This window comes from Streptomonospora arabica, from assembly GCF_039531585.1.
In the GTDB taxonomy this organism is placed as follows: Bacteria; Actinomycetota; Actinomycetes; order Streptosporangiales; family Streptosporangiaceae; genus Streptomonospora; species Streptomonospora halophila.
The window spans coordinates 266,169-280,745 of the sequence record NZ_BAAAQI010000001.1 but is presented as its reverse complement, the minus strand read 5'-3'; the positions used below and the strand labels follow the sequence as shown (position 1 = coordinate 280,745).

At 66.2% G+C, this 14,577-nt stretch carries 10 protein-coding genes; 6 read left to right on the top strand and 4 right to left on the bottom strand.

All coding sequences use genetic code 11. The features are described 5' to 3' along the window. Positions 1 to 25: 25 nt before the first annotated feature. Genes ABD284_RS01215 through ABD284_RS01205 form a run of 3 tightly spaced genes read left to right on the top strand, consistent with a single transcriptional unit; the run spans position 26 to position 1,221 of the window. Positions 26 to 256, top strand: a complete 231-nt coding sequence (locus tag ABD284_RS01215; RefSeq protein WP_344139984.1) for an RNA-dependent RNA polymerase family protein — start codon at positions 26 to 28, stop codon at positions 254 to 256. A 6-nt stretch (positions 257 to 262) separates the two neighbouring features. Next, positions 263 to 1,030: a reverse transcriptase domain-containing protein gene (locus ABD284_RS01210; RefSeq protein WP_344139981.1), complete on the top strand. Its 768-nt coding sequence runs from the start codon at positions 263 to 265 to the stop codon at positions 1,028 to 1,030. After that, complete coding sequence (locus tag ABD284_RS01205; protein WP_344139978.1) at positions 931 to 1,221, top strand: group II intron maturase-specific domain-containing protein; 291 nt, start codon at positions 931 to 933, stop codon at positions 1,219 to 1,221. Before ABD284_RS01210 ends, ABD284_RS01205 begins: the two co-directional genes overlap by 100 nt. Positions 1,222 to 1,326: 105 nt before the next feature. Here the strand turns inward: ABD284_RS01205 and ABD284_RS01200 are convergent, their stop codons facing one another. Next, positions 1,327 to 2,430: an ISAs1 family transposase gene (locus tag ABD284_RS01200; protein ID WP_344139975.1), complete on the bottom strand. Its 1,104-nt coding sequence runs from the start codon at positions 2,428 to 2,430 to the stop codon at positions 1,327 to 1,329. A 519-nt stretch (positions 2,431 to 2,949) separates the two neighbouring features. On the opposite strand from ABD284_RS01200, the gene ABD284_RS01195 reads away from it, so the two are divergent. Together ABD284_RS01195 and ABD284_RS01190 are read left to right on the top strand one after the other, a co-directional pair. Continuing rightward, positions 2,950 to 5,031, top strand: coding sequence for an ATP-dependent nuclease (locus tag ABD284_RS01195; RefSeq protein WP_344139972.1), 2,082 nt, complete (start codon positions 2,950 to 2,952; stop codon positions 5,029 to 5,031). Then, on the top strand, positions 5,028 to 6,944 hold the full coding sequence (locus ABD284_RS01190; protein WP_344139969.1) for a UvrD-helicase domain-containing protein: 1,917 nt from the start codon (positions 5,028 to 5,030) through the stop codon (positions 6,942 to 6,944). Before ABD284_RS01195 ends, ABD284_RS01190 begins: the two co-directional genes overlap by 4 nt. A 506-nt stretch (positions 6,945 to 7,450) precedes the next feature. Here the strand turns inward: ABD284_RS01190 and ABD284_RS01185 are convergent. Beyond that, positions 7,451 to 10,300 (bottom strand): Z1 domain-containing protein, encoded by a 2,850-nt coding sequence (locus tag ABD284_RS01185; protein ID WP_344139966.1) that lies wholly within the window; start codon positions 10,298 to 10,300, stop codon positions 7,451 to 7,453. 118 nt (positions 10,301 to 10,418) lie between these two features. After that, a complete protein-coding gene (locus tag ABD284_RS01180; RefSeq protein WP_344139962.1) occupies positions 10,419 to 11,921 on the bottom strand; it encodes an ATP-binding protein in 1,503 nt (500 codons plus the stop codon). 689 nt (positions 11,922 to 12,610) lie between these two features. Between ABD284_RS01180 and ABD284_RS01175 the strand changes: the two genes are divergently transcribed. After that, positions 12,611 to 13,357, top strand: a complete 747-nt coding sequence (locus tag ABD284_RS01175; RefSeq protein ID WP_344139959.1) for an NgoMIV family type II restriction endonuclease — start codon at positions 12,611 to 12,613, stop codon at positions 13,355 to 13,357. 6 nt (positions 13,358 to 13,363) lie between these two features. Here ABD284_RS01175 and ABD284_RS01170 read toward each other — a convergent pair whose 3' ends face one another. Next, positions 13,364 to 14,485, bottom strand: coding sequence for a DNA cytosine methyltransferase (locus ABD284_RS01170; RefSeq protein ID WP_344139956.1), 1,122 nt, complete (start codon positions 14,483 to 14,485; stop codon positions 13,364 to 13,366). Positions 14,486 to 14,577: the final 92 nt, after the last annotated feature.

Here is a 14,577-nt window from a genome sequence, read left to right as displayed (position 1 = left end):
TCGGCGGGGCTGGTGGCGTCGCGGGGTGTGGAATGCCTATCTGAAGGTGCGGGCCAACAAGGGCGCGCTGGGAGTCGACGGCTGCTCGATCGAGGACTTCGACAAGGATCTGAGGAACAACCTCTATAAGATCTGGAACCGGATGTCCTCGGGCAGCTACTTCCCTCCTCCGGTGCGTGCGGTGGAGATACCGAAGCGGCACGGCGGTGGAACCCGGACGCTGGGAATGCCCACCGTCGCGGACCGAATCGCGTAGACAGTGGTGGCCGCCCGCCTGGAGAGTGCCGCGCAGCCGGGGTTCCACCCCGACTCCTACGGGTTCCGGCCGGGCCGATCGGACCTGGATGCGGTGGGCAGGTGCCGGGAGCGCTGCTGGTCGTTCGACTGGGTGATCGACTGGGATATCGCCAAGTTCTTCGACAGCCCCTGGGATCTCATCGTCGCGGCGGTGGAGGTCAACACCGACCAGCCGTCGATCGTGCTTTATGTGAAGCGGTGGCTGGCGGCACCCGTGCAGAGGCCCGACGGCTCTGCGGATCATCGCCACCGCGGAACTCCGCAGGGCTCGGCGGTCTCCACCGTTCTGGCCAACCTGTTCCTGTACTATGCCTTCGACGTGTGGATGGCGCGCAGTTTCCCTGCTGTGCCGTTCGAGCGCTATGTCGATGGCGCGGTGGTGCATTGCCGGAGTGAGCGCCAGGCCCGCATGGTGGCAGCGGCGACCGCTCAGCGCATGGAACAGGTCGGGCTGGAGTTGCATCCGCACAAGACACGGATCGTGTACTGCAAGGACGGACGGCGAAGCGGCTCGCATGAGCACACCGCATTCGACTTTCTGGGCTTCACGTTCCGGGCACGGGGTGTGCGCAGCAAGCGCGGGCGCGTGTTCACAGGGTTCCGGCCGGCGTCAGCAGGGCCGCCATCAAGAGGATGGGTGAACAGGTGTGGTCCTGGCGGCTGCACCGGCGTACCACGCTCACCGAGCAGGACCTGGCGCGGGCGATCAATCCGATCGTGTCGGGGTGGATGAACTACTACGGGCGGTTCTACCGGTCGGAGTTATATCCGCCCTTCAGACGCATCAATGTCTACCTGGTGTGGTGGATGCGGAAGAAGTATCGGCGGTTGAGGATCTTCCAGAAGGCGCACACGGCGTGGAGGCGAACGGTTCGTCGGCATCCGCGGTTCTTCGCGCACTGGCAGTGGGTTCCCGAGTTCTGATGGTGAGATCGAGAGGAGCCCGGTGACGGGAGACCGTCACGCCGGGATCTATGGGGGCCGGGACACGGGCAACGCAAAGTCGGGGTGTCGTCAGGTTCGTGCTGGTCAGGGAAGTCCGATGAGGTCGAGTGGCCGATTGAACGCGTCGTAGGACACCCAGCGGATGGCCTCGCTGATCCACCGGCAGTTGCCCAGCGCGGCCAGGACCGGGATCGCGAGGTTGCGCAGCATCGCCATGTTCTGCGGCGCATGGCCGCACCGCACCCGCGAGGCGTCCTCGCCGAAGGCGGTATCGCGCAGATAGTGCAGCGCCTCGATCCGCCAATGGCGCCGGATCAGGCGCTCCAGCAGCTCGGGGCCGGCGCGGGCGGTGTCGAGGCCGGTGACGGCATAGGCCGTCCTGCGCCGGGTCTTGCCGGTCGTGATCTCGGTGCTCGTGCGGATGATGCGGATCACCTGGCGGGCGTGGGGGAACTGGAGCCCGCCGGTGGCCAGGACCTTGGCGGTGCGGGTCTCGCGGCGGCCGTGGCCCAACTGGCGGGTGCGCACCAGGACGGGGGCCTGGGCCCAGGGAAGCCCTTTGGCCTGGGCGTGCAGCCGCGGCTGGTTGCCTTTGATCTGGAGCACGTAGTGGGCGCCGGCCTGCTCGACGAGGTAGCGGGCGGTGGGCCGCTGGGTGTGCAGGGCGTCGCCGGAGACGATCACCCCGCGGGTGTCCAGGTCGGTGAGCAGTTCGGCGACGTGGGCGATCTCGCTGTCCTTGGCGTCTACGCGCACTTGGGCGGCGACGTGGCCCTCGGCGGTCATCGCGGCCAGCAGGTGGGCCGGGCCCGCCTCGTCCAGGGCGGAGCCGCGCAGCGTCTTGCCGTCCAGCGCCAGAAACGGCGCTCTCCCGGCGTCGGCGGGCGCGGTGAGCCGGGCGGGGTCCAGGCGGGTGAGCACGCGGCGGATGGTGTCGGTGGAGGGTGCCCGGCGCAGGCCCAGGGCGGGGCAGACGGTGCGGGCGCCTAGGCGGGCCAGGGTGTGCTGGGGCGCGTGGGCGGCCCATTGGCCGATGGCGGCGAAGGAGCGGGCTCCGGCCACAACCGCGCACAGCCCGATGGTGACGATGCAGCTCAGCGGGTGCCTGATCCCGCGGGCGGCGCGGGGGTCGGCCGAGGGCGCGATCGGGGAGGCGAAGGCGGGTGCGGGCATGCAAGACTGGGGCACGAGAGCTCCTGTGCGGGGCGGTGACTTGTCAGGTCTGTCCGTCCTTGTACAAGGGCTCTTCTGCTGTCCTCAGGGCTTTCCGTGATCGTCACAGGTCCGTGACCAGGTGCGTCCCCGCCCTCACCCGACTTTGCGCTGCCCGTGGGGCCGGGAGGGGAGGTTCCTCCCGGCTACCCGACCACGTTTATGTCTGGGGAACGGACACTCCTACCCGTCTGTCGCTTCTGCGTGCTTCGTCGGTTCCTGGAACCGAATTCGCTGGGATCACCTCAGTGGGCGAGGCGGGCCGGTTCGAACACTCACCAGGCGGGCTGAGCGTTCGGCCGTAGCGAAATGCCGTGGACGATCACTCGAAGACGGTTGCCATGTCGGTTCTGACCGTTTCGAAAAACCAGTGTGCTTCTGTGAACTGAGATAAGATTCCGCCCTGAGCGAGTGTCGGCCAGCGATGCGCGGTGCCGACCGACCGCTCTGTATCCGGCCGTGCTCGGTGTGTGACTCATGTTCCCAGAGGTATGTATGCGTATAAAGGCCGTCCGCGTCGAGAACTTTCGCAGGCTTCGCTCGGTCACGATCGATCTCGATGACAAGGCCACGGTTTGCGTCGGAGCGAACAACAGTGGAAAGACCTCCGTCACGCACATCTTCCGTTCCTTCTTCCTGAACAAGGGGCGCGACCTGACGCTTTACGACTTTCACTCCGGGTGCTGGGCGGACTTCGAGCAGGCCGACAACGGGGCGGCGTTCCCCGTCATCATGCTGGACCTCTTGCTGGAAGTGGAGCGCGAAGACTGGCACCGGGTCGTCGAGTTGATGACCCTCCAGGATCTGGACGAAGAGATCACCGAGGTCGCCCTGCGAGTGGAGTTCGGCCCCAAAGACGGACACGACGCGTTGCTGGCCAACTACCGGGAAGCCCGGCAGAAGGCCGATGAGTCGAGATGGAGCGGACAGCAGGGAGCGGACGGCGGCTACAAGCCGTGGCCGGCGAGTATGTGGCAATATCTCGACCGCACGCTCAAGGAGTCCTACACGCTGAGCTACCACGTGTTGGACCCGGCGTCGTTCCATCATCGTCAAAGCACTCGCGTGGCGGGGCCGCTGGCGGATTCGACGGCTTCGGCCCAGCGTTACCTTGACGAACTGATCCGCGTGGACATGGTCGACGCTCAGCGTTTTCTGTCCGACGACTCGACCTCCAACGGTCGCGACCTGTCCCGCCACCTGCGGCGCTTCTACAAGCGCAACATCAACACCGGCGAGGTCGACCACGACGCCCTCCAGGCATTGCGCGCCTCGGAGATGAGCTACGAGCAGTATCTCGAACAGACGCTGAGCGAGACTTTCAGCGCCTTGCATCAAATGTCCTATCCAGGATTGCGAGAGGCACCGAGACTGGTCGTGCGCAGCCGTCTCGACAACGACAGTATTCTCACCGACAGCGCCTCCGTGCACTACGAATTCGCCCCCAACAGCGACGGCACTCCCCGAGAACTACCGGAGCGCTACAACGGGCTGGGGTACAAAAACCTCTTCTACATGCTCATCGAGATCATCGACATGTACGCTCAGTGGTCGAAGGCTGACGTCAAACAGCCCGCGCTGCACATGGTCATGATCGAGGAGCCCGAGGCCCACATGCATCCCCAGTTGCAGCAAGGGTTCCTCGAAACCGTGCGTGACCATGCGGATAAGAAGGCGGAGCTAGGGTTCCACACTCAGCTCGTCGTAACGACCCATTCTCCGCACATCATTCACAACACCGGATTCAAACCCATTCGGTACTTCCGACGGCTCGGATGGCATGACGGCGCTCCCGCGGTGGAGGTTAGGGACCTGTCCCGGGTCGACATGGGCGAAAACGCCGACTTCCTCCGACGCTTCCTGAAACTGACCAACTGTCATCTGTTCTTCGCCGACGCCGTCGTGCTCGCCGAAGGCGACGCCGAGCGGCTGCTGCTGCCCCGGATGATCGACAGTCACACGCCCCGCCTGACCGCACTGGAGCGTGCTCACGTGTCGATTCTGGAGGTCAGCGGGTCCCACGCGTTCCGATTTCGCTCCTTGGTGGAGTTCCTCGGGCTCCCCACCTTGATCATCACCGATCTGGACAGCGTGAACGGCCCAAAGGGGGCGGTGTGCCGGACGGATGAACCCGGTGCCCGGACCTGCAATCCGACCCTCAAGCGTTGGCTGCCGCGAAAGGTCGACATCGAGAAACTACTGGACATCCCCGAGGAGGACAAAGTCCAGGTTGAAGATCCTCAGGCCAGCGTGCGGGTGACCTACCAGACGAGAGAACCGTGCATGTGGCAGGAGTCGACGCAGAGCGTGGCGGGCCGCACCTTCGAGGAGGCCTTCCTCCTGGAGAACCTCCAATGGGCCCTGGAGCGGGCGGATGAGTTACCGCTGGGTCTGAGTGCCGACCTGACGCTTGCCGAGGTTCTCGACGCGGTGCACGAGTTCGCTCGCCGACCACGGGGAGGCAAGACCAACTTCGCTTTGACTCTCGTGGATTTGGACGACTGGCGGACTCCCGGCTATATCAAGCGAGGACTGGAGTGGCTCGACGGCCGGTTGAGTACGGAGGCCGCCCAGTGAGTAACCGGCTCGGCAAGGACGACACCGAGGCCGACAAGGCGATCCGCGCCCTGCTCGATGACGACCGCAAATCCGCCTTCATCGTCATGGCCGGCGCCGGCTCGGGCAAGACCACCTCTCTCGTCAAAGCCCTCGATCACCTCGGCCGTACTCAGGGGCCCCGGTTGCGACGCGGCGGACGCCGAATCGCCTGCATCACCTACACCAACAACGCCGTGGAGGAGATCCGAGAGGACATCGGTACGGACGGCTGCTTCCACGTCTCGACCATCCACAGCTTCCTGTGGGAGGTGGCGCGGCCGTTCCAGGGCGCCATGCGGCAGTGGATGCGGCATCGTGTCGGGGAGCTGATACGGGACAAGCAGGAGCGCAACGCCAGGCCGCGGACGCGCGCGGCCACGCGCGTGGCCAATGATCGGGCCATAAGGCGGCTACGGGAAGACCTGGAGAAGCTCCAGGATCCGGACTTGCGCTTGACCTACGGGGCAGCTCAGGACTACGGCCGTGGAATCCTCGGGCACAGCGACATCCTGCGTATGGTCCCCGAACTCATCGAGCGCCACCCGAACCTGGCCGCCATCACCGCCCAGGCGTTTCCCTATCTGCTGGTGGACGAAAGCCAGGACACCACCGCTGCCGCGGTCTCCGCGTTCACGGCAATCGAGCGAAGCGAACAGGGCCGGTTCTGTCTGGGCTTCTTCGGCGACCCCATGCAGCAGGTCTATGGCATCGGTGCGGGCACCGTGGAGCCGGCGTCCGACTGGACGGTGATCCGTAAGCCGGAGAATTGGCGTTGTCCTCGGTTGATTCTCGAGGTCATCAACACGATTCGAAGCCAGTCGGCCACAGACGACGGTCTGCAGCAGATACCGGGACCGGGAGGGCCCACCATGCCCGGGCACGCCGATCTCTTCGTTCTCGATCAAGAGGGAGACGACGAGACCCAACTGGCGCAGGTCCGCAGCTATCTGGCCCGTGAGCAACAGGACCCCGCCTGGACGGAGAACCATGACGAGGCGGTCAAGGTCCTCGTGCTGGAACATCGGCTCGCTGCCCGCCGACTCGGTTTCGAGCAACTGTACGACTCTTTCGCCACGGCGCAACGGGAGCGTGAACGGTTCGCCGAAGGAACCCATTGGGCTCTCAAGCCGTTTCTGGAGCGCATCATCCCGTTGGCCGAGGCTGTGCGCGATCAGGAGGGGGTGGCCGCGATGGCTCTGCTGCGCCGCTACTCCCGGTCGCTGGATGCCTTCGTCGAGGGCACAAGTTCGGTCGAGGTTCTGCCCCAGCTCAAACGAGACGCCGCAACACTGGCGGACCTCCTGAGCGAGGGAAGTCAGGCGACCGTACGGGAGGTGCTGGAGCACCTGGCGAAGACGGGATTGATTCGTCTCGATCGGCGGCTTCTGCCCCACCTCAGGCGCGATGACGACACGCTCGCCATCGCCGATCACTTTCCTGAGGACGGTGGAGAGGAGAACGGGCAAACCGGCGAGAGGGACTCCGAAAAGCTCGAAGCAGTGATAACCGCCTACCTCGGTTGTCCAGCCCGTCAGGTGGTTTCCTACCGGGACTACATCGAAGGACGGACCTCCTACCAGACACAGCAGGGTGTCAAGGGAGCCGAATTCCCGAGAGTGCTGGTGCTTCTGGAAGACGACCGCAGCAAAGGCACCAACTTCTCCTATGAGAAGCTTTTCGGGCTCAAAGACCTCACTGAAACTGACATCCAGAACAAAGAGCTAGGAAAAGACAATACATTGGAACGGACCCTCCGGTTGTTCTATGTCTCGTGTTCACGAGCCACGCGCTCACTCGCCGTCGTCCTCTTCACCAAGGACACCGAGACGGCGCGAGACCGTCTAAGGCGCGACGGTCCGTTCATGGCGGAGAAAGTTCACGATGCCCCATGACCGGGCGCCACGCGCCTGTCGCGCCCCGGCAGTGCAGCGCCGGCCCCTGAACCCGCGCGAGCGCATTTACCTGACCGGCGGAGGCGGCCGTGTTGCCCTCGGGGCACACAGGTCATCGGCGCACGGAGGACGCCGTTTGTCGGTGCGGTGGCCAGCGCTGACCTGCACCTGTGTGACGGTCGGTTCACCGCGGAGCGCGGCCAGGGCGGGGCGCGTTGGCGCGAGCGGCCACCCGGCGCCGGTCGTGACGCGGCGCCTCGGGGTATCGGGATGGCCTCTGCGGGTTTCACTCGGACTGGATGCCGCACCCCGAGGTCGGGGACTCTTCCCCTGCCACGTTGCGACCGACGGGGGCTGAACGGCCGTCGGGCGGGAGGCGCCGCCGCAGCCGCGACGACGCCTCCCGCCCGACGGAGTTCTGACCACACTGCGACTGCCCACCTCCGACCGTCGGCCTGGGTCGCGCGCCGCTGCGCTTAGGGACATGAGCAGTCGGTGCGGGCAGGTCAACGCGCGTCGTTCTTGGGCGCGTTCTTGTTGGTGAATGTGATGAGCGGACCGTCGGCGGGCGCCGCCGTCGGAGGGAGCATGAGCCGGAAGGCCATGACCACGGTCCCGGGATCGACGTCACGACCACTCGTCTTGGGGGGAGCATCCTTTGCGACCATGGGATAGAGCATCATGACCGCATGTCCGGGGGAGGACGAATCCGCGGGCCGCAGCAGCGGTTCGACGGCCGTCCGGTCGCGCGGCGGTGTCCTGGCCAGGAGCAGACCGTCGGCGACGCCCCGCGTGTGCAGGCTGAACGGTCCGCGGCTGCGGATCAGAGCTTGGGGGCTGATAGCCGTCAGTTGGGGTGCGATCACGTGCCAGCCGGCGACCTCCTTGGGGCCGAGATCCCGCAGCCAGGCAAGGTCGGCTTGGAAAGCACTGTCGTTGGACCATCGGAGATCGGCGAGCACCTCGACGATCTCGCTGTGGCTCGTTTCGCCTGACCAAGCCGTAAGCGAGGCCGTCCCGTCGCCCTTGGTGAACTCGCGTTGTTCCCGTTCCGTCACGAGTTGGATCAGCGGTTCGAAGGTCGCGACATTATGCCGGAGGTCTCTGCTGTTCTTCAGGAAGGGATAACCGCTCTTGGGTTCCTTGTTGAGTGTTCCGCGCTTCGCGATTACGCGGTTGTAGCTCTTGTTCGGCGCGGTCGGCTTGATTCGCGGCAGGTGGGAGCCGACGAGCGGGGGAACGTCTTGCGGAGTAACCTGGGGAACTCCGTCGTCGAGGGGAGCGACGTATTGGCGCAGCTCATCGCGGAAGAACTCCTCGTCGCGGACGACCGCTTCGAACGCCTCATACAGGTCGGGCGTCGTGTAGAGCCGCACGAGGTCACGGTAGCCCCGGCGGAATCCGAACCATCGCCCCATCTGCATGAGTGTGTCGCCTTGTTTGGACTTGCGCAGGAAATAAGAGACGGTGAGCCCTTCCACGGTGAAGCCGCGGGCGAGCTTGTTGCCGCCGACCAGGATGCGCCATACGTGTTCGCTGGTGTCGAAGTCCAACTGTTCGCGACCGTCGTCTTCGATCTTGTCGCTGTTGACGACCAACACCGGGGTCTGGGTGTTGCCGATGAGCCCGACCGCTCGGGAGATGTAGGGAAGCAGGTCGTCGAAGGAGCCGGGCACGGGGTGGTCGTCGGCGAGCTCGTTGCTCACGCGGGCGAAATCGGTGTCGAAAAGCCGGCGTAGACGGGGGTGGGAGGTCTGCGTGTAGTACCCGGCCCGGCGCCACATCCCGTGGATCCGCTTCGCGCTCTCCCAGTGGTCGGCCTTGGTCATCGTTTCGTGGATCAGCATCGTGTGATGCCGGAACGTGACGGTTCCTCGGGCCTCTCGGTAGAGCTTCAGCGCTCCGGAGAGGACGAAGGCGTCCATGGCCTCCTGCAGTCTGACGTCGTCGCGTTGGTCGTCGTCTTCGACGAGTCGCACGTGGGCGTCCTGCGCCGAGAGACCTCCCGGTGCGTCCGGACGGCTGTCGTCGAGGTCGTGGAAGTCCGCGGCGCCCATGTATCCGGGAGGTCGCTCAAGCGCGAGGATGAAGTCTTTAGGAAACAGGTCGGCGGCGTCGTGGGGGTCGATGAAGACGTTGGCGAACGGTGTCGCGGTGTAGCCCACATACTGCGCACGCGGCAGCATCCCCAGCAGTTCGGAGATGCGGGCGTTGATGGCGGAGCGCCTTTTCCGGTCGGCCTCCCACCTCGCGGGGTTGCTGGTGTTCGGGGAGGCCTGGTCGGATTCGTCGTCGATGATCAGGGCGGGGACGTCACCCAGACGTGCCTTCACCAGCCCCAGGTCGGCCGCCAGTTTCTTGAGGATCGTGCCGTTCTTCTTGACGACGGCGATCCGCACGTCCCCCGCGAACAGGTTCTCGGGAGCGAAGTAGGGGAGGTGCCTTTCGCGCCGGTGGAAGTCGAGCGCGGAGATGCCCTGTTTGAGGCTCTTGTAGTCGAAGCCGTAGGTGGTGAGTCGTTCGATCCCCGGACGTCCGTGGTCGTCGGGGAGCTCGCCGAGCCGCAGGAAGCGCTGACCCAACCAGTCGGGATCCTCGCCGTATTCGGCGTGACTCAGCAACGCGTCGTCGTGTCGGGGGAGCGCGCGCAGGATGTTCTCGACCCCGATCAGCTCCTTGTCGAGGCGGCGTTGGGTCTGGGAACGCAACAGGTCGGTGGCGCCGGTCAGGACGATGACGAGCCGGTAACCGGCGTCGACGGCCTTCGCGGTGACGCCGGCGATGTTGGCGGTCTTCCCGCTTTGCACATGGCCCACCACCAATCCTTTGGCCTGATAGGCAGACTCTCGAGTCGGGTCGGAGAGCCGTTGGACGATTTCGGTCGTGGCCCCGTCGAGCCGGGCGACCGCATCGCCCTCCCACTTCTCCAATAGGAGATCGCGGTAGTGGTGCCAGTAGTAGCCGCGCGCGTCCCGGAGCTCGTCGCTGTACCACCGTTCCCAGGTGTCGGCGATCAGGACGTCGCCGCTTTCATGTGTGAGGGGGAAGTACTCGTCGAGAAGCCCCGCCACTCCTGCCGCGATCCTCAACTGTTCGTAGACGTGCCGGCGACGTTCCCGGGTGCAGGACGGGGTCTCTGCTGTCCAGGGTGGGCCGGGTGCGGCCGTGTCCCACCTCGTCAACGCGTGCTGCAGGTTCCGGCGAAGGGCGTCGTCGCTGGAGGTCAGTCGCTCGTGCAGAGTGTCGTCGTTGGCTTCCGGAGCGATTGGGGCGGCGAGGTCGTGGATCGGCCCGGGACCGGTTACGTCCATCGATTTCAACGCGCCCAAATACGCTTGGGTGACGTGGTCCGTCATGTCGCCTCTCTCAATCCGGTGGTTCGTCGCCGCCTCGGAGCTCGGAGCCTCTGCGGCAGTCGCTCGTACGCGGTCCCGCGGACCGGCGTCGAGGCAGGTGCGGGTCCTCCAGCCCGCTTCACCGTTCGCTTCGTGCGGCGGCGGTGAGGATCTCCTGCCAGAGTTCGAGGTTGTCCTTGTCCTTAGGGCCGAGCCGCTCGCCCTGGAACACCTCTTCGGTCAACAGGTAGAGCAGGGTCTTGAGCACCGGGGTGTCGTTGACCGACCCGCGTCGACCTCCGAGCAGGGCCTTGCGGTAGGACTTGTTCAGCCAGAGGACGCGCCGGTCGCGATCGACCTCGAAGAAGGCGTCCGATTCAAAGCGAGCCCACCTCACCTCGATCTTCTGGTCGTTCGGGTGGGTGAAGGGGACCTCGGAGGCGATGGCCGAGCGGAGTTCCGGTGAGAATCCCCGCCCGGGCGGGACCATCTTGCGGCGCTTGCGTTCACGCTTGTTCGACCTGTGGAAAGCGTCTTCAGCGGCTTTCAGGTAGTCCTCGAACGTCGTGCCGTCGCCGGCGACCGCAGCCTCGGCCAGGGCGGTGAACTCGGGGCTCACCGTCACCATCGACTTCTCCGGGTTCATGAGGAACATCGGTGCCATCGCGTCGTCGATGTCGACCACGACGCGGGCGAGCTGCAGCCGCCGACTCACGGTCGCGACGCCAGCCCAGTCCCCGCCCGCCTGCAGGAGGCGATCATGGCGATAGAAGTACAGGCCCTGCTGCCGCTCGCCCCCGTGGGTCAGGCGAAAGGACTCCGATGTGGACCGCCCGGGCCAGATGTGGCAGTGGAACCTGACGGGTGTCGAACCGTGAACGGCCTCGAGACCCACGGGGTAACCGGATGCTCCGGTGCTGCGGTAGCCGAAGGGGTTCACCGGGTGGACGTCCATGGGCGGGGCGACCCCGATCCCGACGTCCTCGACGTCCAATGCGATCGAGATCCGGTGGGCCGTCAACAGGCGGTGGAAGACGAGGCCCAGGTGGTTGCGGATCTTCTGCTGGGTGTCGGTGATGAACTCCTCGACCCGCTCGGGATCGTCGGTGGCGGGAAACCGCGTCACCTCGTCCCAGCGGACGACCGTGCGGGCGCCCGATGTGGGGAGGTTCCAGGCGCGTCGCAGCTCCTTATCGACGAAGAGCGAGGGAACGACGTCGGCGTGGAAGCCGCCGTCGAGGCGCAGGCGACGTCCGACGGCCGCCTCGCCGTCCGCTCGCGACATCACGGTGAGCACTCGCGCCTGGCTGAACGACGCCGATTGCAGTCCCAGGCCGAAGTGTCCGAGATCCGTGGCACCGTATTCGCGGCGGCCGCCGACCGTCATCGCCGTGTCGATGGTCGCCGGTGACATCCCGCAGCCGTTGTCGACGACGTAGAGCCCTCGCAGTAAGCCACCCTGACGCACGAAGCGGATGAGCACGTCGGTCGCGCCGGCGTCGATCGCGTTGTCGACGAGATCGGCCAGCGCGGTGTGCAGCAGATGGTTGCGTCCCAGCCCTTGCAGCGCCCGTGGATCGGGCGGCAGCTCCACCCGTTCGCCGCGAGGGACGGCATCCCACGCTTGCACCATGCGCTTCATTCTCCTCGCCCTTCTATGCCCGCGCCGGCGACGACGCGGACGGCTTGGCCCAGACGGGCCGTGACGACGGGACGGGCGGCCCAGGGGCCCTGCCGGGGCGCTCTCAGAAAAGACGGCGGGGATGGCCTCGGAGTTGTCAATGGTAATCCACGGCTCCGACCTGGCGCGGTAGAATAGCATCGGAGTCCCTGGTGACGGTTTTCTTGGTCGTTACCTCACTTACCAGGGACTTCGTTGTGTTAGGGGCGGTTTTGCGGGGTCGGTACGGGGCTGTGACCTGGGCGCCCAGGAAGAAATCAACTCAACGTCCCGGAAACGGACGAGATGACGGATTCCTTGGGCCCCCGTCACGCTCTGCCTCCAGCCGCATTTCCACGGTCAGGCGGGAGTCACCTCCCCGCAGTCCGCGCGACGGCGATCCATCGATCCTGGACGTCATCCCACCTCATAATCGTGCGATCGAACGGACCGCGAGCTGAGCCCTTGTCGTCATCCCACGATGCCCGCACCGCGCTACCGAGATCGCCCGAGCGGTGCTGGTCCTTCAGCTACGCGCAGCGCGATGAAAAGGGCTCGTTGTAATTCCCCGGTGGCACCTCGTTACATTGACCGGAGATGGATGTCGGGTTTCGGTGTGGAGGAAGAAGCGGTCGTTTGTCGGGCTGTCGTCGATCCACTACGGTTCCCCGGTGACCGCACCGTTTGCCCGGCGCCTGCTCGGCTGGAGAAATCCGCGAGGGCGCAGCCGCCCCGTCCCCAACTGCGCCGACTCCGACAGCGACGCCTCCGTGCGCATCGCCGCGGGCATGCTGGAGGCCCTGGAGTTGGAACCGCAGGAGGCGATCGCGCGTGAGCCCGGCCCCGAGCTGGAGCGTCTGGTGCGCGACGACATCCGTTCGGCCCTCGCCGAATCGGCGCCGCACCGGCACTGGGAGGTCGATCGCGGCAAGGTCATCTCGCACTTCGCCCAGTACGCGCACCTGCAGCGGGTGGACGAGCTGGTGCGGACCAACGCGGAGCTGCGGATCACCATCGGCCAGGACTACCTGATCAAACCCGACGTCACCGTGGGCCTGGTCGATTTCGACGTGCTGGGGGCCGACCCGTTCCTGCACGCGGCCGTCTCCTGCAAGTGGACGATCCGTTCTGACCGCGTGCAGAACATCCGCCACGAGTGCAATCAGATGATCCGCCACCGGCGCGGACGTCAACCCCACCTCATCGCCGTCACGGCCGAGCCCCTGCCCAGTCGGCTCGTGTCCATCGCCCGGGGCACCGGCGAGGTCGACGCGGTCTATCACATCGCCTTCGACGCGCTGCAACACTCGGTCGAGCACCACGCGACCCCGCAGCAGCAGGAGGCCTGGCAGGAGTGCGTGGAGCAGCGCCGCCTGCTGAGCTATGCGAACCTGGCCGACACCCTGACCCGTTGGTGATACTCCTCAGACGAGGTGGGCGCGCAGGTGCCGCGCGATGGCCTGCGCCAGTCCGACCGGGACGGCGTTGCCGATCTGGCGGGCGATCTCGATCTTGGTGCCGCACCAGACGAAGCGCGGGCTGAAGTCCTGGAGCAGGGCGGCCTCCAAGTGGGTGATGGGACGGTTGACCCGCCGCGCGTGGGATCCGGGCTCCCACTGCGGGTGCAGGTACTGGCCCTTCTCGGGCTTGAAGAACTCCGTGCGGATGGTCAGGGAGGGCGCATCCCAGCGCATCCGGCCCATCACGTCGGTGGTGCCGCTGGTCTTGTTGCGCCAGCAGTCGGGCAGCAGGTCCACGGGCAGATCGAACCGGCCCCCGCCCGGGGGGATGAGGTCGTAGCGGCGCAGCGACAACTCGGTGGGGTTGCGGCCGATGTGCAGGTCGAGCCACTTGAACTCCCCGGGCAGCGTCGCGTTGAGACGGGTGGTGGTGGAGCCGGGCAGCGTGGTGGTGGCCGGCACCTCCGGCAGCTCGGCGATACGCTCACGCACCGTGCGCCAGGGCATCACCGTCTCGTCCAGCTGAGGCTGGCGGGAGTGGGTGGGCTCGGGCAGCGGGATCCGACCGACCCGGGATCCGATCACGATCGTGCGCAGCCGGCGTTGGGCCACCCCGTAGTCGGCGGCGTTGAGGACCCCGTAGGAGAGGGTGTAGTCGCGCAGCAGCCCGCCGTCGGCCTCCGACAGCAACAGCGCGAACTCGCTGCTGCGCATGAACCGGTCGACGTTCTCGATGACGAAGACCTTCGGTCGCGCGTGCTGGACCACCCGGATGTACTGCTTCCACAGCTTGTTGCGGGGGTCGTCCACGTCGCGGCTGCCCAGGTTGGAGAACCCCTGGCACGGTGGGCCGCCGATGACCACGTCGGCCTCGGGGATCGCCTCGTCGGGCAGGGCCTCGATGTCGCCGGAGAAGCCGCCCTCGGTGGAGGCGTTGAAGACGTGGTCCTCCCCGAAGTTGGCGGCGTAGGTCGCGGCCGCGTGGAGATTGTGCTCGGCCGCCAAGACGGGGACGAACCCCTCCTCGGTGAAACCGGCCGTCATCCCGCCGCAGCCGGCGAACAGGTCGATCAACGTAGTCGTCACGCAACGATCGTACGAGGCCCCACCGACAAGACAAGCCTCGTCACGCCGCCGGTGCCCCACCTCTCACACCCGCGGCGCCCTCAGATTGGCGG